This window comes from Streptomyces sp. NBC_00299 (genome assembly GCF_036173045.1).
In the GTDB taxonomy this organism is placed as follows: Bacteria; Actinomycetota; Actinomycetes; order Streptomycetales; family Streptomycetaceae; genus Streptomyces; species Streptomyces machairae.
Window position 1 is genome coordinate 5,575,344 of the sequence record NZ_CP108039.1, and the last position, 17,636, is coordinate 5,592,979.

At 71.6% G+C, this 17,636-nt stretch carries 13 protein-coding genes; 6 read left to right on the plus strand and 7 right to left on the minus strand.

Annotation, left to right across the window (positions count from 1 at the left end):
* Positions 1 to 49 precede the first annotated feature (49 nt).
* Complete coding sequence (locus OHT51_RS24890) at positions 50 to 544, minus strand: SUKH-3 domain-containing protein (RefSeq protein WP_328881139.1); 495 nt, start codon at positions 542 to 544, stop codon at positions 50 to 52.
* 86 nt (positions 545 to 630) lie between these two features.
* A complete protein-coding gene (locus OHT51_RS24895; protein WP_328881140.1) occupies positions 631 to 1,155 on the minus strand; it encodes a YwqJ-related putative deaminase in 525 nt (174 codons plus the stop codon).
* Between the two features lie 308 nt (positions 1,156 to 1,463).
* On the opposite strand from OHT51_RS24895, the gene OHT51_RS24900 reads away from it, so the two are divergent.
* From OHT51_RS24900 to OHT51_RS24910, 3 genes are all read left to right on the plus strand, one after another.
* Positions 1,464 to 2,489, plus strand: a complete 1,026-nt coding sequence (locus OHT51_RS24900) for an SMI1/KNR4 family protein (protein WP_328881141.1) — start codon at positions 1,464 to 1,466, stop codon at positions 2,487 to 2,489.
* Positions 2,490 to 2,497: 8 nt separating this feature from the next.
* Positions 2,498 to 5,266, plus strand: a complete 2,769-nt coding sequence (locus OHT51_RS24905; RefSeq protein WP_328881142.1) for an SUKH-4 family immunity protein — start codon at positions 2,498 to 2,500, stop codon at positions 5,264 to 5,266.
* A gap of 260 nt (positions 5,267 to 5,526) precedes the next feature.
* A complete protein-coding gene (locus tag OHT51_RS24910; RefSeq protein ID WP_328881143.1) occupies positions 5,527 to 6,414 on the plus strand; it encodes a cellulose-binding protein in 888 nt (295 codons plus the stop codon).
* Between the two features lie 57 nt (positions 6,415 to 6,471).
* Here the strand turns inward: OHT51_RS24910 and OHT51_RS24915 are convergent, their stop codons facing one another.
* The 3 genes from OHT51_RS24915 to OHT51_RS24925 form a co-directional block, all read right to left on the minus strand.
* Positions 6,472 to 8,082, minus strand: a complete 1,611-nt coding sequence (locus tag OHT51_RS24915; protein ID WP_328881144.1) for a sodium/solute symporter — start codon at positions 8,080 to 8,082, stop codon at positions 6,472 to 6,474.
* On the minus strand, positions 8,079 to 8,531 hold the full coding sequence (locus tag OHT51_RS24920) for a DUF485 domain-containing protein (RefSeq protein ID WP_328881145.1): 453 nt from the start codon (positions 8,529 to 8,531) through the stop codon (positions 8,079 to 8,081). The genes OHT51_RS24915 and OHT51_RS24920 overlap by 4 nt, the downstream gene beginning before the upstream one ends.
* Before the next feature lie 224 nt (positions 8,532 to 8,755).
* Positions 8,756 to 9,262 carry a GNAT family N-acetyltransferase gene (locus OHT51_RS24925; RefSeq protein WP_328881146.1) on the minus strand — a complete coding sequence of 169 codons (507 nt, stop codon included), beginning with the start codon at positions 9,260 to 9,262 and terminating at the stop codon, positions 8,756 to 8,758.
* A 100-nt stretch (positions 9,263 to 9,362) separates the two neighbouring features.
* Here OHT51_RS24925 and OHT51_RS24930 point away from each other — a divergent pair, with 100 nt between their 5' ends.
* Entirely contained in the window at positions 9,363 to 10,559 is a 1,197-nt protein-coding gene (locus tag OHT51_RS24930; RefSeq protein ID WP_328881147.1) for an alpha/beta hydrolase family protein, read from the plus strand.
* Here the strand turns inward: OHT51_RS24930 and OHT51_RS24935 are convergent.
* The gene (locus tag OHT51_RS24935) at positions 10,521 to 12,080 is read right to left on the minus strand and encodes an MFS transporter (RefSeq protein ID WP_328881148.1); all 1,560 of its coding nucleotides are present in this window, start codon (positions 12,078 to 12,080) and stop codon (positions 10,521 to 10,523) included. The two genes, OHT51_RS24930 and OHT51_RS24935, sit on opposite strands and share 39 nt — an antisense overlap.
* Positions 12,081 to 12,512: 432 nt before the next feature.
* On the opposite strand from OHT51_RS24935, the gene OHT51_RS24940 reads away from it, so the two are divergent.
* Positions 12,513 to 13,301, plus strand: a complete 789-nt coding sequence (locus OHT51_RS24940; RefSeq protein ID WP_328881149.1) for an ABC transporter ATP-binding protein — start codon at positions 12,513 to 12,515, stop codon at positions 13,299 to 13,301.
* Positions 13,298 to 15,868, plus strand: coding sequence for an ABC transporter permease (locus tag OHT51_RS24945; RefSeq protein WP_328881150.1), 2,571 nt, complete (start codon positions 13,298 to 13,300; stop codon positions 15,866 to 15,868). The genes OHT51_RS24940 and OHT51_RS24945 overlap by 4 nt, the downstream gene beginning before the upstream one ends.
* A gap of 103 nt (positions 15,869 to 15,971) precedes the next feature.
* On the opposite strand, the gene OHT51_RS24950 is transcribed toward OHT51_RS24945, so the two are convergent.
* Complete coding sequence (locus OHT51_RS24950) at positions 15,972 to 17,423, minus strand: DUF2079 domain-containing protein (protein WP_328881151.1); 1,452 nt, start codon at positions 17,421 to 17,423, stop codon at positions 15,972 to 15,974.
* Between the last annotated feature and the right edge of the window lie 213 nt (positions 17,424 to 17,636).

Below are 17,636 nucleotides of genomic sequence, written 5' to 3' on the forward strand. Positions count from 1 at the left end.
GCAGTCCACAGTCGCTGGGCCCTGTGGCCGTCGCGGCCGTTGCCGTGTGTCAGCCCGCTGTGAGCCGTGCCGGTTCTATGCCGGCGACGAGGCCGGCGAGAGCCTGGTCGATATCGGGGCCGAGGTACCAGTCGCCGGTGTGGTCGAGGGCGTAGATACGGCCTTCGGTGTCGATGGCCAGGAGCGCCTCGGTGTCGGTTTCGGCGCCGAGGGGGCAGACCTCGGTGTCGAGGGCGCGGCCGAGGTCGCCGAGGGTGCGGGCCATGTGCAGGCCGTGCAGCGGGTCGAAGTGGAGGGCGGCGGGGGCGACCTGGCGGCCGGGACCCGTGGGTGCGAGGTGGAGGCCGCCGAATTCGGCCCACGCTTCCACGGCGGCGGGGAAGACGGCGTGGCGGTGGCCGGCCGGTGAGGTGTGTTCGCGCAGGGTGTCGGCCCAGATCTCCGCTTGCTTGATGTCCCAGCGTCCGGGTTGCCAGCCGGCGGCGCGCAGGGCGGCGTCGACGGGGACGGGGAAGCGGGTGGTGGAGGTGCGGTCGGTGTGCATCTGCCCTTCGTTCGTCGGTGCCTATGGGATGTGCGGGATGTGCGGGTGTGGTGGGGGCGGGTCGGCGGTCTGTGGCGGGAGTCGGGTCAGCCGTCTGTCGCTGACGGGTCGACGACGCGGACGCCGAAGTGGGCGCTGAGGGCGGTGCAGGCGCGACACGGGGTGGCGAAGCTGCCGTGCAGGGGGTCGCCGTCCTCGCGGATGCGGCGGGCGGTCAGTTTGGCCTGTTTGAGGGCTTTGCGGGCTTCGCCGTTGGTCATGGGTTTGCGCGCGGCGCGTTTGCTGCGGGTCGCGTCGGCCGCGGCGATGTGGCGTGAGATCAGGATCGTCTCGGCGCAGCGGCCGGTGAAGCGGTCGCGCTGGCCGCTGGTGAGGGTGTCGAGGAAGTCCTGGACGAGGTGGTGCAGTGCGGGGGGCTGGTCGCCGCGGGCCGCGGTGCCGGTGAGGGTTTCGCCGCGGACGGAGAGGGCGGCGGCGACGGTGGGGAGTATGCCGTCGCGGCGGTGGCGGAGGGCGGGCGCGTGGGGGTTCTCGTTGGCGCTCCAGCCGATGCGGGGGTCGCCGGACCTGGCGGCGGGTTGGCCTGTCTGCGTCGCGTTCATGTTCATCATCCCCTCCCGAGCATCCCCCGGGCATGCTCTCGGACGTCACAGAGTGCCAAACGGCGTGGCAGGTGCGGAAGCTGGGGCGCCGCGACACGCCCGGGTTTGGGCGGGCTGTCACGGCAGGGTGACGGCTGGTCACGGAAGCGGAGGGGGTCACAACCGGCGCCGGTGACCGGTGTCGTCGTACCGCATAGGCTGTCGGCACCGCTTTCCATGCGGTGACGCTTGGATGGGGACGAGACAGGTGATACAGGGCGTTGTGACCGAGAGTGGTCATGGCGGACCGTATCTGAACGCCGCAGGGGGCAACCGCCATGACGACAGGTCGGCTCGGGCTGGGGGCACCTCCCGGCCGCCAGGCCGGGGGACACGCCGCGCCGCCGAACGCGGCCTACGCCGGGCAGGTCGTGAATTTCCCGGATCCGGTTCGCGCGTCGCGTCACCCGAGAGGAGTACGGGTGGACGAGCGTGGTCACCCCGACTTCTCCCCGTATGCGCGCGCGGCGGTGGAGATCGCCGAGCCGCCGGAGGGCTTCGGCGTCGACGAGTTGCGGCTGACGGACTATGTGTCGGCGAACGCCGCGCTGGCGGCGTCGCGGCACGAGTTGTGGGACACGGTGCCGGCGGTGGCGACGCCGCACGGCTGGACGTGGCACCACGTGGTGGGTTCGCGGCGGCTGGAGCTGGTTCCGGTCGAGGTGAAGGCGTTGCTGCGGCATCACGGCGGTATCGCGACGTCGATGGTGGACCATCACAAGCGGGGGACACGGCCGTTGCAGGAGACGCGGCCGGCGCACTTCCGGCTGCCCAAGTCGGGTGTGGCGGTGACGGAGGCGCAGGCGCTGGGTGTCGAGGAGGATCTCGGGTACCGGCTGCCGGGCGCGTATCGGTCGTTCCTGAAGGCGGCGGGCGGGTGCGCCCCGGTGGGCACGGCGCTGGACGCGGAGTTGGGCCTGCTGGTCGACCAGCCGCTGTTCACGGTGCGGGACGAGGCCGCGGTCAATGACCTGGTCTACGTCAACAAGTGTCTGCGCGACCATCTGACCAAGGACTACCTGGGTGTCGGGTTCGTGCAGGGCGGGCTGCTGGCCGTGAAGGTGAAGGGCGACCGGCTGGGTTCGGTGTGGTTCTGCGCGTACGACGACGCGCGGGACGCCGATCCCTCGTGGTCGCCGGCGGAGCGTGTGGAGCGACTGCTGATGCCGTGCGGTGAGGACTTCGACGCGTTTCTGTCCCGGCTGGCGGGTTCTCCGCCGGAGTTGGAGACGGTGGCGAATCTGATGGTGGACGGTGGGTTCGCGCGTGTGGTGCCCGTTGCTGCCGCGGCTGTGGGGGAGTGAGCTTCGCGATGGTGACGTTCGCGCAGGCGCAGGAGCGTGCGGAAGAGTGGATCAACGGCGAGGTGCCGGCGTACCAGCATCGTGAGGTGCGGGTACGGGAGTTCGGGCTCGGGTTCGTGGTGTGGGCCGAGGACCGTGCGGACGGGCCGCGTTCGGACGGCGGCGCACAGCGGCTGGTGATCGCCCGGGACAGCGGGGAGGCCACGCTGTGGCCGGCGCTGCCGGTGGGCGAGGTGATCCGTCGGTACGAGGAGGAGTACGGCCGTGAGGACGCGGCCGCGGCACCGGCGCCGGCGGCTCCGGCGCGGGTCGATCTGAATCAGACGTCGTTCCTCCTGACCCCGCCCGAGTGGTTGCAGGAGGCGGCGGACCGGATGGGCGTTCCGGACCGGCGGGACGGGGGTTCGGGCTCCGGTTCGGGCTCGGCTTCGATTTCGGACTTCGACACCGGTGCGGTCGCCGGTACGTCGGATGCCGGGTCGTTGCCCGAGACGCAGGGCGGGGTGCCCGTGGGCGCCGCGTCCTCGTCGACTCCTCCGCCGAGGGAGCCCGGAGTGCCCGAGGGGGCGACTCCCTGGGCCGGTACGGACACCAACGCCGATCCCGGTGAGGACCGTTCGGTGCCGCTGCCGGAGACGGTGTTCGCGCCGCCGCTGAGCGCTGACGACGCCACGCCGCCCGACGCGAAGACGGCACTGATGTCGGGCGGCAGCCAGCTTCCGAAGACCGCGGTCTCGCCGGCGCTGGACGGTTCCGACACGCCGGGCGCGACGCCTCCGCCGCCGGAGGCTCCTTCGTACGGGTACCCGCAGGGTCCGGGTGCGCCGGGCGTCCCCGCGCCTGGTGCCACGCCGCCGCCTGCGCCCTCCTACGGCTACCCGCAGGGTGCGCCGCAGGCTCCGGGTGCGCCCGGGCGGTCGCTGGCGCCCAACGCCGGGGACATCGCCGATGCCGCGACGAGCAAGGCGGCGCCTCCTCGTGCGCGGGGTGGGGCCACGCCGCCGCCTCCGCCGGGAGCTCCGGGGACGCCGGGTGCTCCGGGGACGCCGGCAGGCGGGTACGTTCCGACGCAGATGGTGCCGGGGCTCGGTCCCGGGCCTGAGGGTGCTGCCGGGCCGGGGGCTCCGCAGGGGCCGGGTGCCGTCGGCGGGCCCGGCATTCCGCAGCCGCCCGGTGCCCCGGGTGCGCCCGGTATGCCCGGCGCGCCGCAGCCTCCGGGCGCCCCCAACCCGCCCGGCACGCCTGGCGGTACGCCCCCGGGCGGTGTGCACCATGCCGCGACCGTGCTGGCCGACCCGAGCCAGATGGGCGGCGCTCCGCAGCCACCGGGACCGCCTGGACTCCCTGGGGCGCCGGGTGCGCCCCATCCGCCCGGTCTTCCCAACCCGCCCGGTGCTCCGGGCGCTCCGGGTATGCCGGGTGCGCAGAATCCGCCTGGCGTCCCGAACCCGCCCGGCGCTCCGCAGCCTCCGGGTGCCCCCGGTGGCGCTCGCGATGGTGTTCACCACGCGGAGACGGTGCTGGCCGCGCCCCCGGTGGGCGGACCCGGTGTGCCGCCTCCGCCGTCGGCACCCGGCGCGCCGCAGCCGCCCGGAGCTCCGGGCATGCCGCCGGGCGCCCCCGGTGCGCCGCCCGGCGGACCCGGCATGCCGCCCGGCGCTCCGGGCATGGCCCCCGGCGCCCCGGGGATGCCGCCGCCCGGCGCCCCTCAACCCCCGATGCCGCCCGGCGCGGTCCCCCCGCCCGGTCAGCCCGGTCCGGGTCAGCCTCCGGCGTACGGCTACCCCCAGCCGCCCGCCGGTCAGCCGACCGTGGGCCCCGGCTACCAGGCCGTTCTCCGTTACCGTGCGCAGGACGGGTCGGAGCAGCAGCTCATCCGGCGTTCGGCGCCGGGCACGCCGCATCCGGAGTGGCAGATCTTCCACGAGCTGCGGGGCATGAACGTGCCCCCGGACCAGGTGCTGGAGCTGCACACGGAGCTGGAGTCGTGTGAGCTGCCGGGCGCGTACTGCGCGCGGATGATCCGGGAGCAGTGGCCGCAGGCGCGGATCACGTCGATCGCGCCGTACGGCACGGATCATGCGAGCCGGCAGCAGGGCATGCAGCAGCTGATCGCCCATCAGGGCGAGCTGCACCAGGTGGCCGACGGGCCCGCCCGGCCGGCGCCGGTGCGTGTCCCGGTGCAGCCGGTCCAGCCGGTGCCGCCGATTCCGCCGGAGGGCGTGGCGCAGGAGCTGGCGGGCGCGTTCGGGCCGGGGCTCTTCCGGTTCGAGCAGGCCGCCGTGTCCCGGCAGGGCGTGCCGCCGGTCGTGGCGCACTGCCTGGTGGTCGGCGGTCTGCCGATGGACATGGGTCCGTTCTTCTGGGCGCAGGCCCAGCCGGGGCGGCCCGTTCCGACGCTGGCCGAGCTGGCGCAGGAGCGGGGGGTGCAGCCGGCGTCGGACGCGGGGTCGTACCTGGTGATGGGCAGCGACTTCGGCAAGGCGATCTGTGTGCAGTACGGCACGGCGAACATCGTCGCCGTGCCCGTGGAGGCCGGCCCGGGCGGCGCGCCCGTACCGCCGCAGTTCGTGAACACGGGCCTGCTCGAGTTCCAGCGCTGCCTGGCGCTGCTGGGCCGGATGTGGCGTCTTCGCTTCGGCCTGAACCAGGAGCAGGCGGGCCGTTGGACCGTCGACTTCCAGGCCCAGCTCGCCGCGCTCGACCCTGCGGCGCTCGGGTCGCCGGAGAGCTGGTGGTCGGTGCTGCTGGAGCAGATGTGGGACGGGCTGTTGTGACGCCCCGCGGCTGCCAGATGTGAGGTGATGTCACCCGAGTGCCGCTGACGGCGGCGTGCGGGTTGTGAAAGGGCCGGCTCCCGGTTGTGCGACCGGGGCCGGCCCTTTGCGTATGCGCTACTCGTCGCGCCTTTGTGCCTCTGTGCCCACCGCGCCGTGCCCCCTGCGCGGAGTGTCGCGTTATGAACGCTTCCGCCCGATACATCAAGATGTGCGCTAAATCATCATTTCGCATCCGTTCGGCGGAGAGGGGTTCAAGGATGAGCAGCGCACCGGTCCCGCTCTACGACTTCGTGGTCGTACGAGGGCGTGGCTACCGTCCCGAACAGGTCGACGCCTACATCGACGACCTGTTTCGCGACCGTGACGCCGCCTGGGAGCGGGCTGCCCGGCTCACCGTGCTCGCCAGGGAGATGGATGCGGAGGCGGAGCGGCTGCGCGGGGTGGTGGAGGAGCTCGACCCGCAGACGTACGAGGAGCTCGGGCACCGGGCGTGGCGGCTGTTCGAGATGGTGCAGGAGGAGGCCACGGCCGTGCGGGAGGGGGCGCGCAAGGAGGCGAAGCGGCTGATGGAGGAGGCTCAGACGTACGCGGACGAGGTGCGTGACGCCGCGCAGGCGCACGCCGATGCCGTGAGCGCCGAGGCCGAGGAGTGGGCCCGTCAGCGGTTGCTCACCGCGCGCGGTGAGGCGGGCGAGATCCGTATCGCTGCCCGGCGTGAGGTGAAGGAGGAGCGCGGGGAGGTGCTCGGCCCGATGCGCGAGGCCCGCCAGCGCACCAAGGTGTTGCTCGCCCAGCAGGCCAAGGAGCACGCCGAACGGGAGGCGGAGTTCGAGCGGGAGACCGAGAAGGGGCTGGCCGCGGTGGCGGCGGCGGAGGAGGAGGGGGTGGCGCGGGCCGAGGCCGCGTTGGCCGAGGCTCAGCAGGAGCTCGCGGACGCGGAGACGTCGGCGAAGACCCTCCAGGAGGAGGCGCGGGCGCGTGCGGAGGAGGTGGTCGAGCAGGCCCGGCAGCGGGCGGAGGAGATCGCCCGGGACACGGAGCAGGTGCTGCGCGAGCACGGGGAGACGTGGGACGAGGTGCGGATGCAGATGGACCAGATGCGCAACAGCCTGTCGACGCTGGAGCGGCAGGCGGCCCTGGAGTGAAGCGGGGTCGGGATCCGGAGCGGACCCCGACCCCGACCTCGGCTCCGTGCGGCAGGCTCAGTTCCCCCTGCGTACCGCCCCCGCCAGAATCCACCCCTCGACGGCCTCGTACTGCCGTCGCTGTTCCTCCGACTTGTTCCGCCCCGACACGACCGTCCCCAGCCAGCCGAGGAGGAACCCGGCCGGAATCGACACGAGCCCGGGTGTGGTGAACGGGAACCAGTTGAAGTCGGCTTCGGGGAAGGCCGAGACCGGCGATCCGGAGACCAGATTGGTCCCCGGCATCATCACCAGCACGACCAGCGAGCCGCCGATCAGCGTCCACAGCAGACCGGTCCGTGTGTACCGGCGCCAGAAGAGGCTGTAGACCAGGGCAGGGGCGATCGCCGAGGCGCCCAGCGTGAAGGACAGCGTCACCAGCGGCTGAAGGCTGCGGTGCTGGACCATCGTCGCCAGCACGATCGCCGGGACGCCCACCGCCAGCGCCGCCAGCCGGGCCACCATCATCTCGCGGCGCCCGGACAGCTCCCGCAGCCGAGTGGCGAACACGTCGTGGGCGAGGGAGTTGGCGCAGGCGAGGATCATGCCGGCGACCGAGGCGAGCACGGTCAGGAAGATGGCCGTGGTGACCGCCGTGAACAGCAGGGTCTCCGCGGTGGAGACCTCGGCGCCGAACGCGGCCCTGGAGCCCAGCAGAAACGCCGTGTTGCCCTGCGGGTCCGCCCCGGCGATCACCTCACGTCCGATCAGTGCCGTCGCGCCGAAGCCGACCACCGTGATCACCAGCACGAACAGCGCCACGCTCGACACCGCCCACGACATGGAGCGGCGCACCTGACGGGCGCCCGACGCCGTGTACATGCGCATGGTGATGTGCGGCAGGACCCCACCGCCGAGGACGACCGCGAGCTGGGAGCTGATCATGTCGAGCCGGGGATGCGGGCCGCCCGCGAACTGCAGACCCGACTGCAGGAACGCCGGGCCGACCCCGCTGCCGTCCGCCGCCGCGTTGAACAGCGCGCCCGGATCCCAGTCGAACCGGTCCAGCACCATGACGGCGACCACGGCGCCCGATCCGAGCAGCATCACCAGCTTCAGGATCTGGATGAGCGCGGTGCCCTTCATCCCGCCGATCGCCGCGTAGCTGATCATCAGCACGCCCAGGCCGACGATGCACCCGGTCTTCAGGGTGTCGCTCGAGAATCCGAGGATGAACGCCAGCAGCTGCCCGGTCCCGGCCAGCTGCACGAGCATCAGCGGCACCAGCGCGGCCAGCGTCACCGCGCAGGCCGCGATCCGTACGCCCCGCCCCGGCATCCGGCGCGCGAGCGCGTCGCCCATGGTGAACCGGCCTGCGTTGCGCAGGGGTTCGGCCAGCAGGAACATCAGCAGCATCAGCGACAGGGCGGTGCTCAGGGCCAGCACGATCCCGTCGTAACCGCACAGCGCGACCACACCGGTGGTCCCGAGCACGGTGGCCGCGCTGATGTAGTCGCCGCCGATCGCCAGGCCGTTGCGCATCGGGGACAGGGAGCTGTAGCCCGTGTAGAACTCGTCGAGGTCGTCCCGGTCCGGGCCCGTCATCACGCACAGCAGCAGCGTGACGGTGGCCACCGCGCAGAAGGCGACCAGCGACATCGCCTGCGCGTTATCGCTGAATTCCGTCATCGCCACGTCTCCCTCTGCCCCGTGCCCCGCCTGTCCGTCTCCCGCTTGCCCGACTCCCGCTTGGCGTCCACCGCTGCCTCCTTGCGGATGCGGTCCGCGAGCGGGTCGACGTACCGGCGGGCGGTGTGCTCGTACAGCCATATCGCCAGCCAGGTGACCGGCAGTTGGAGCAGTGCGAGCAGCAGGCCTGCGGGCAGGCCGTCGGTGACCGTGTCCGACATGAACCCGGGCGCGAAGGCGGACAGGATCAGGAAGAGCGTGAAGTAGCCGAGCGCGGTGAGCGTCGCCACGCGCCGCTGCCAGCGGTACGCGGTGCGCAGGACCCGCAGGTCACGGTGGTGCCCGAGCGGTGGGTGATCGGGGGTTCGGTGCTGTGGGGGTGGGGGTGGTTGCGGCGGGTCGGGGGTTTGCCAGGGGTACCCGGCGTATGGGTCGTACGGGGAGGACATCCCGGTGCTCCTTGCGTGACTCGGGTCCGGTGCGGCGGACCGCAGGGAGTGTGGGGGGCGGGCGAGCCACGCACGTTACTTCGGAGTACCTATTGAGCGCGAGGGTTTCGTCAAACTGAGTGGTCGGTATGCACTTCCTTCACCGAACCGTGTCTGACCTGGAGTGTTACCCCCGTTAACTCTGACTTTTGAGTGACTGTGGGCTACAGCAGGCAACGACGGCGCTACTTCAGGTGAACCATGACGTCAGGTGAGAGCCGGTAGCGGATCCCGGGCCGGCCGTCGATGGTGACGTCCTCCACGGCGGTGAAGTCATTCCTCTCCAGGACGGTCCGGGAAGCGAGGTTGTCCAGGGTGGTCCTGGCGACCAGGGACGTCAGTCCGTACGTCGTCGCGGCCATCCGGCACAGCTGCGCCACCGCCGCCGTGGCGACCCCCTTGCCGGCCGCCCGTTCGCCGACGCGGTAGCCGAGTTCGGCGCAACCGTCCTCGACGTCGACCAGGTTGACCCGCCCCACGATGCGTCCCTCGGCGTCCAGCACGAGATGGAAGTGGCAGATCCCGGCGTCCTGCTCGGCCAGCAGGGCCTGGTGCCTGGCGGCGAACCCGGCGGCTTCGAAGTACGCGTCGCCGCGGTCCGGGATCGTACGCGCGAAGTACTCCCGGTTCTCCGCCTCGAAGGCGAGAAGGGCGGGCGCGTGGTCGGCTCGCAGGCGTTCCAGGGTCAGCATGACGGCCAGGGTATGTGTCCGCCCGCGGTACCACCGGGCGTCCGGAGGAGGGGACTTCGGGTCGATGCCCGGTCAGGGCCCGCGGCCTACCGTCCTCTGCATGAACCGATCACGCTTCTTAGCGGTCGCCGCGTTCGCCGTCCTCGCGCTCGGGCCCGCCCTGGCCCTGCCCGCGGTCGCCGCGGGGCCCGCCTCCGCCGCGCCCGCCTCCGCTGCCTCTGCCCTCACCGACTCCGCGGCCTCCACCACCCCCGCCGCGTCGGCCCGGCTCCCGCGTCCCACTGGCCCGCACGCCGTCGGCCGCGACACCCTCCACCTCGTCGACCACGACCGACCGGACCCCTGGGTGCCGTCCGCCGGCGCCCGTCAGCTGATGGTGTCCATGTACTACCCCGCCCGCCCCGGCACGGGCGGACCGACGGCTCCCTACATGACCGCCGAAGAGGCCCGTCTGCTGCTGGAGCTGAGGATCCCGGACGCCACGGTTCCGCCGGAGACGATCAGCGGCGTACGCACCTGGGCGCGCACCGAGGCCCGCCCGGCGCACGGCAGGTTCCCGCTCGTCGTGCTCTCGCCCGGGTTCACGTTGCCGCGCGCGACCCTGACCGGTCTCGCCGAGGACCTCGCAAGCCGCGGTTACGTCGTCGCGCTGGTCGACCACCCGTACGAGAACGCCGGTACGAGCCTTCCCGACGGGCAGACGCTGCCCTGCGCCATCTGCGACGAGTTCCCCTCGATCGGCGGTTCGACCGTTGCGAAGAGCCGTGCCGAGGACGTCTCCTTCGTGCTCGACCGGCTGACCGGGCGGCACCCTGCGTGGCGGTACGCGCGCGTGATCGACGCGAAGCGGATCGGCATGGCCGGGCACTCCATCGGTGGCAACGCCGCCGCCGCGACGATGGCCGCCGACGCACGCGTGCGGGCCGGCGTGAACATGGACGGCACCTTCTTCGCCCCGGTACCCGCAGACGGGCTCGACGGCAGGCCCTTCCTGATGATCGGGGCCGAGAACAGGCCGCCGCAGGACAAGACGTGGGACCGGACCTGGGCCGACCTCGACGGCTGGAAGCGCTGGCTGACCTTCGCCGGAACCGACCACGGCTCCTTCACCGACGCACCCCTGCTCGGGGAACTCGTCGGCATCCCGGACACCGCGCCGCTGCCCTACGGGCGTTCGCTGGCCCTCACGCGCACATACGTCGCCGCGTTCTTCGACCAGCACCTGAAGGGCGTCCCGCAGCCCGTCCTCGACGGGCCGTCAGCGGCCCACCCCGAGGTCACCGTCCGTCGTCCGTGAGTCGTCCTCCTTCAGCACCGGGAACCGCCTCGGTGCCAGGAGCAACAGCATCAGGAAGGCCAGCGCCGCCGCAGCGGACGCCCCCAGATACACGGCGTGCACCGCGTCGGCGATGGCCCGCCTGGTCGCCTCCGGTGCAGCGCTGCCGGAATCCAGGGCCCGCGTCACCGAGTCCAGGTCGCTCGCCCCGCCGAGCCGTGACGCCAGCACCCCGTTGGCGACCGCGCCGAAGAGCGCCGCGCCCAGCGTCTGCCCCGTCTGGCGGCAGAACAGCACCGACGCCGTCGTCGTGCCCCGCTCCGACCAGCCCACCGTCGACTGCACGCCCACGATCAGCGGCAGTTGGAACAACCCAAGTGCCGCACCCAGCAACAGCATCAGCAGCGTCGGCTGCCACGCCTGCCCGGGATACGGCAGGAACGGAAACGCCAGCAGGATCAGCGACGCCGTCCCGATCCCCAGCATCGCCGTGTTGCGGAAGCCGATCCTGCGGTACACGTGCTGGCTGAACGCCGCCGACACCGGCCAGCTCAACGTCCACACGGACAGCACGAATCCGGCCGCCACCGGGGCCAGACCGAGCACCGACTGGGCGTACGTCGGCAGGAACACCGTCGGCGCCACCATCAGCAGCCCCAGCGCGCCCAGCGCCAGATTCACCGCCGCGATCGTCCGGCGCCGCCACACCCACCCGGGGATGATCGGGTCGGCCGCCCGGCGCTCCACGATCACCACGACCACCGCGAGCGCAAGTCCCGTGGCGAACAAGGCGATCGACGGCACCGACAGCCACGGCCACGCCACCCCGCCCTGCACCAGCGCCGTGAGCAGCGCGCCCCCGCACGCGAACACCGCCAGCGCGCCCGCCCAGTCGACACGCGCGCGCGTGGCCGTCGTCCGCGCACCCGCGTCCTTGGTGCGCTGCGGCTCGTGCAGACAGCGCACGATCAGCCACAACGCGACCGCCCCGACGGGCAGGTTGATCAGGAAGATCCAGCGCCAGTTCGCGTACGCCGCCAGGACTCCGCCCACCCCGGGACCGGCCACTGCCGAGACCGCCCACACCGTCGACAGCCTGGACTGGATCTTCGGGCGTTCCTTGAGCGGGTACAGGTCGGCGGCCAGCGTCTGCACCGTCCCCTGAAGGGCCCCGCCGCCCAGCCCCTGCACGATCCGGAACGCGATCAGCGCCCCCATGTTCCAGGCCACCGCGCACAGCAGCGACCCCAGCAGGAACAGGGCCGCGCCCGCGATCAGCACCGGCTTGCGGCCGAAGGTGTCGGAGAGCTTGCCGTAGACCGGGAGGGTCACCGTCACGGCCAGCAGATAGCCGGAGAACAGCCAGGAGAACACAGAGAAGCCGCCGAGGTCGCCGACGATCTGCGGTACGGCGGTGGAGACGATGGTGGCGTCGAGTGCCGCCAGCGCCATCGCGAGCATCAGGGCCGCGACCACGGCTGACCGCTTGTGGGTTCCGGTGCGCTGTGCGGTGTCGCGTATCGCGGGTCTCGTACTGCCCACCGGGGTCCTCTCCTGTTGCTTTCCCCTTGCACCTATCTGCCGCCGAACAGCTTCCCACTTGACCCTCACGCGGCGGGAGGGTGGAGGCTCGATGGGTCCGAGGGAGGAGACGACCCCGAGACGCTCTCCATCGAAGGGTGGAGTGCCCCTAGGGGTACCTCCGTACCAGGGGTCGGGGAGGGTTCGTACCGGCGGAGGACGAGACACCCCGGTGTCCGTCCTTAACCTGGCTTTACGCCGCTGGGGGGCGGCTCACCGAACCGGCGGGGGTGGGGTTTTCCCCCGCACAAGAGGGGGCTGGGCACCAGCGCGCCGGCCCCTCTCCCACGACGAGACTGACGGTCGTAGCAGTGACCGGCCGTCGCAACGGTCTTCCCGATCCATCCGCTGAGAACAACTGATCCACCTGCTGACCGACATAGGAGACATACCGTGACATCGGCTGTGACCATTCCCAGGCACGGGGGTACTGGAGGGCGTACGGCCGTTGCCGCGCGGGCGCGGCAGGTCGTCAAGGCGTACGGATCGGGGGAGACCCGGGTCGTCGCTCTCGACCACGTCGACGTGGACATCGCACGTGGCCAGTTCACCGCGATCATGGGCCCCTCGGGGTCCGGCAAGTCCACCCTGATGCACTGCCTCGCCGGGCTCGACACCGTCACCAGCGGCCAGATCTTCCTCGACGAGACCGAGATCACCGGGCTCAAGGACAAGAAGCTCACGCAGCTGCGCCGGGACCGGATCGGCTTCATCTTCCAGGCGTTCAACCTGCTGCCGACGCTCAACGCCATCGAGAACATCACGCTGCCCATGGACATCGCCGGCCGCAAGCCCGACCGGGCCTGGCTGGGGCGTGTCGTCGACACCGTGGGCCTCTCCGACCGGCTCAAGCACCGGCCCACCCAGCTCTCCGGCGGCCAGCAGCAGCGTGTCGCCGTCGCCCGTGCCCTCGCCGCACGGCCGGAGATCATCTTCGGTGACGAGCCGACCGGAAACCTCGACTCGCGCGCGGGCGCCGAAGTCCTCGGCTTCCTGCGGCGGTCCGTCACCGAACTCGGGCAGACCATCGTGATGGTCACGCACGACCCCGTCGCCGCCTCGTACGCGGACCGGGTGCTGTACCTCGCCGACGGCCGCATCGTCGACGAGATGTACAAGCCGACCGCCGAGGCCGTCCTGGACCGTATGAAGGACTTCGACGCCCGGGGACGTACGTCATGACCGTCCTGAAGACCTCGATGCGCAACTTCTTCGCGCACAAGGGGCGCATGGCCCTCTCGGCCGTGGCGGTGCTCCTGTCGGTCGCCTTCGTGTGCGGCACGCTCGTGTTCACCGACACGATGAACACCACCTTCGACAAGCTCTTCGCCGTCACCTCCTCCGACGTCACCGTCAGCCCCAAGGACGCCGAGGACGAGGACAACGGAGGCGGCACCGGCAAGCCCGTCTCGCTGCCCGCCTCCACCGTCGAGCAGGTCACGGCCGTCGACGGCGTCAGGAAGGCGGAGGGCGCGGTCGCCTCGACGAGCGTGACCGTCGTCAACTCCGAGAACAAGAACATGGGTTCCTCCACCGGCGCGCCAACCTTCGCCGGCAACTGGACCGAGAACGACAAGAAGTCCATGGAGATCACCTCCGGGCACGCCCCGCGCGGGCCCACCGACGTCATGGTCGACGCGGACACCGCCGACAAGCACGACCTCAAGCTGGGCGACGAGTTGCGCACCATCGCCGCCACGGGCGACATCCGCGCGCGGATCGTCGGCATCGCCTCCTGGAAGGTCACCAACCCGGGCGCGGCCGTCGTCTACTTCGACACCGAGACCGCCCAGCGCACCCTGCTCGGCGCCACCGGCCGCTTCACGCAGGTCTCCGTCACCGCGGCGAACGGCGTGAGCGACGCGCAGCTCAAGCAGAACGTCGCACAGTCCCTGGACGGCGCGTACAAGATCCAGACGGCCAAGGAGACCGCTGACGAGAACCGCAAGGACGTCAGCGCGTTCATGGACGTCATCAAGTACGCCATGCTCGGCTTCGCCGGGATCGCGTTCCTCGTCGGCATCTTCCTGATCATCAACACCTTCTCGATGCTGGTCGCCCAGCGCACCCGCGAGATCGGCCTGATGCGGGCGATCGGCTCCTCCCGCCGGCAGGTCAACCGGTCCGTCCTGGTGGAGGCGCTGCTGCTGGGCTTCGTCGGCTCCGTCCTCGGCGTCGGCGCCGGCGTCGGCATCGCGGTCGGTCTGATGAAGCTCATGTCGATGGCCGGCATGAACCTCTCCACCGACGACCTCACGGTCAAGGTCACGACCCCTGTGGTCGGTCTGATCCTCGGCGTCGTGGTGACGGTGCTGGCCGCCTACCTCCCGGCCCGCCGTGCCGGCAAGGTCTCCCCGATGGCCGCCCTGCGCGACGCCGGCACTCCGGCCGACGGCAAGGCGGGCCGGATCCGCGGCCTGGTCGGACTGGTCCTGACGGGCGCGGGCGTCCTCGCCCTCTACACGGCCGCCACCGCGGACAAGGCGAGCGACGGCGCGCTGATGCTGGGCGGCGGCGTGGTGCTGTCCCTGATCGGCTTCGTGGTCATCGGCCCGCTCCTCGCGGGCGTCGTGGTCCGCGTGATCAGCGCGGTGCTGCTGCGCGCCTTCGGCCCCGTCGGCCGCCTGGCCGAGCGCAACGCCCTGCGCAACCCGCGCCGTACCGGTGCCACGGGCGCCGCCCTGATGATCGGCCTCGCGCTGGTCGCCTGTCTGTCGGTGGTCGGCTCCTCGATGGTCGCCTCGGCGACGAGCGAGCTGGACAAGTCGGTGGGCGCGGACTTCATCGTCATGCCGCAACAGGGGCTGATCGTGGCGCAGGCCGAGAAGGCCATGCAGCAGACGCCGGGCCTTGCCCACGTCACCCGCAACAAGGAGATCAAGGCCACCCTGACCTCGCCGGACGGCAAGACCGACGACTCCGGGCTCACGGCCGCCGACCCGACGTACGCCGAGGACCTGCGCCGTGCGACCACGGAGGGCACCCTGTCCGCCGCGTACGGCAAGGACGCCATGTCGGTCGGCTCCGACTACGCCAAGAAGCACGGCGTGCGGGTCGGCGACACGATCACGGTCGCCTTCAAGGACGGCGATACGGCGAAGCTGAAGGTCGCGGCGATCACGAAGGACGACACCGCCTTCGACCAGGGCGCGCGCTACATCAGCATGGAGACCGTGCAGAAGTACCTCCCCGCCGACCGGATCCCGCAGAGCCAGATCATGTTCGGCAAGGCGAAGGAGGGCCAGGAGGAAGCGGCGTACGCGGCCCTGAAGAAGTCGCTGCACGACTACCCGCAGTACCAGGTCCGCGACCAGACCGACTACAAGGAGGAGCTGAAGGACCAGATGGGCCAGCTCCTGAACATGGTCTACGGCCTGCTCGCCCTGGCGATCATCGTCGCGGTCCTGGGCGTGGTGAACACTCTGGCCCTGTCGGTGGTGGAACGCACCCGCGAGATCGGCCTGATGCGCGCCATCGGCCTCTCCCGCCGCCAGCTGCGCCGCATGATCCGCATGGAGTCCGTGGTGATCGCCCTGTTCGGCGCCCTGTTGGGCCTCGGGCTCGGCATGGGCTGGGGCGCCACGGCCCAGCGGCTGCTCGCCCTGGAGGGCCTGAACGTCCTCGACATCCCGTGGCCGACGATCATCGGGGTCTTCATCGGCTCGGCCTTCGTGGGCCTGTTCGCGGCCCTGGTGCCGGCGTTCCGGGCGGGCCGGATGAACGTACTGAACGCGATCGCGACCGAATAGCCACCGCACACGGGGGTTGCGGGGGACGGGCCCGGTCCGAAGGCGACACCTTCGGACCGGGCCCGGACGTATGCGGGGGCGGCACTTCCTGCTGCGCCGGCCGCTATCCCGTGCGGCGTTCCAGGAGTACGACTCCGTAGGCGGTGCCCTTGATCGTGTACCGGGCGTCGGGGTGCAGGGTGCGGGCGTAGGCCTCGACATCGCGGTAGCGCTTGCGGGAGTTGTCGAGAGCGATGAAGTCCGGGTCGATGCCCTGCGTGTTGGTGACCCAGAAGACGCGGCAGCGTGAGGTGAGCCGGCTGATCGGGGCGATGTTCGCCTCGACGGAGGCGCCGTCCGGAACCGTGCCAAGAAGCCGCTCGACGGCACTCACGCGCGCGGGCTTGCGATAGATCTCCCCCTCGGTCAGCGCCGACAGCGGCAGCGAGGTCGTCAGCGCGACCGATGCCGCGGCGACGGCGGCCGGCAGGTGCAGGACGTACGACCGCAGCCACGCGCGCGTGCTGTGCCGGGCGGTGTCGAGGGCGTCGACGAGCGCGAGGGTGACGACGGGCATGAGGACGGCGCTGTAGTGCCAGTCGGTGCCCCAGTACTGCGAGTAGGAGGAGACGAAACGCCAGCCGATGGTGGGCAGGGCGATGAGCAGGATCGGGGACCGAAGCGCGAGCAGCCCGGTGGTGGGGATGAGCAGCCAGCACAGCGTGCGGAGCTTGGTGTCGAGACCGTCGAGGGGGCCGCCGCCACCGGACTCGCTCACCTTGTTCCAGTAGTCGTAGGTGCCGGCGGAGTTGAAGCTCGGTATGACCACGAGCAGCGTGAGAGCGACGGCCACCACGCCGAACACGGCGACGCCGAGGGCATACCGGAACGCGCGCGGCGAGAGGTGGCGTGCCCGCCAGGCGACGACCACGGCGAGGGCGGTGACGGTGAACCCCAGGTCCTCCTTCACGAGGACGAGCGGGACCGCCCACAGCAGAGCGGCGCGCCAGCGCTGCCCGAGAAGCGCCTCAAGGCCGAAGGCGATGAGGGGGACGGCGAAGCAGATCTCGTGGAAGTCGAAGTCGACTGCCTGCTGCAGCCCCCACGACAGCCCGTACGCGATACCGATCGCGAGCCCCCGCCGCCGTCCGAGCAGCCGGGCCGCGGCGCGGGTGACGGGCACGGCGGACAGCGCGAACAGCGCCGCCTGCGCGACGAGCAGCGTCACCGACGAGGGGAAGACCCGGTACAACGGCGCCAGCAGCACGGTCACCGGGCTGAAGTGATCCCCCAGGATGTTGAACCCCGGCCCCTTCAGATCGGCGACGGGGGCCTGAAGATGCGCGTACGACCGGATGACCTGCTCGAATATCCCCAGATCCCACGACCGCTGCCCAAGATGCCGATAACGACCGACCGAGACGACCGCATACCCGACGAACAGCGCGACAGCCAGCAGCCACGGATCACGCCGCCCGGGATCGGGCTGCGCGCGCCCCGGCTCGCGCGGGGCGGGCGCCGGTATGTGGGGGTCCGAGGACGTGTCCCGGGTCGGGGAGGTGGCGGGGGTGGGCATGGGGGGACCTTACGCGGTACGCACGTTCGGGTTTTCGTCCACCCGTGCGAGTCGGTCACTTCCTGGCGCCGGCCTGCGCGCTCCGGCCGGTCGGACGTGTGAGGCGCCGGTCCGTACAAGCCGGCCCGTCCGGCGGTTGAGGACGAGGCCCGTCCAGGGCCGAAGCGGGGTCCGGGGCGGCAGCCCCGGCGGGGTCGAAGGGGCGGAGCCCCT

What these genes read in the sequence shown, in the direction of transcription:
- OHT51_RS24900 (WP_328881141.1), top strand. Translation starts at nt 1,464, where the DNA reads ATGACGACAGGTCGGCTCGGGCTGGGGGCACCTCCCGGCCGCCAGGCC.
- OHT51_RS24930 (WP_328881147.1), top strand. Translation starts at nt 9,363, where the DNA reads ATGAACCGATCACGCTTCTTAGCGGTCGCCGCGTTCGCCGTCCTCGCG.
- OHT51_RS24910 (WP_328881143.1), top strand. Translation starts at nt 5,527, where the DNA reads ATGAGCAGCGCACCGGTCCCGCTCTACGACTTCGTGGTCGTACGAGGG.
- OHT51_RS24950 (WP_328881151.1), bottom strand. Translation starts at nt 17,423, where the DNA reads ATGCCCACCCCCGCCACCTCCCCGACCCGGGACACGTCCTCGGACCCC.
- OHT51_RS24890 (WP_328881139.1), bottom strand. Translation starts at nt 544, where the DNA reads ATGCACACCGACCGCACCTCCACCACCCGCTTCCCCGTCCCCGTCGAC.
- OHT51_RS24945 (WP_328881150.1), top strand. Translation starts at nt 13,298, where the DNA reads ATGACCGTCCTGAAGACCTCGATGCGCAACTTCTTCGCGCACAAGGGG.
- OHT51_RS24915 (WP_328881144.1), bottom strand. Translation starts at nt 8,082, where the DNA reads ATGACGGAATTCAGCGATAACGCGCAGGCGATGTCGCTGGTCGCCTTC.
- OHT51_RS24920 (WP_328881145.1), bottom strand. Translation starts at nt 8,531, where the DNA reads ATGTCCTCCCCGTACGACCCATACGCCGGGTACCCCTGGCAAACCCCC.
- OHT51_RS24905 (WP_328881142.1), top strand. Translation starts at nt 2,498, where the DNA reads ATGGTGACGTTCGCGCAGGCGCAGGAGCGTGCGGAAGAGTGGATCAAC.
- OHT51_RS24925 (WP_328881146.1), bottom strand. Translation starts at nt 9,262, where the DNA reads ATGCTGACCCTGGAACGCCTGCGAGCCGACCACGCGCCCGCCCTTCTC.
- OHT51_RS24895 (WP_328881140.1), bottom strand. Translation starts at nt 1,155, where the DNA reads ATGATGAACATGAACGCGACGCAGACAGGCCAACCCGCCGCCAGGTCC.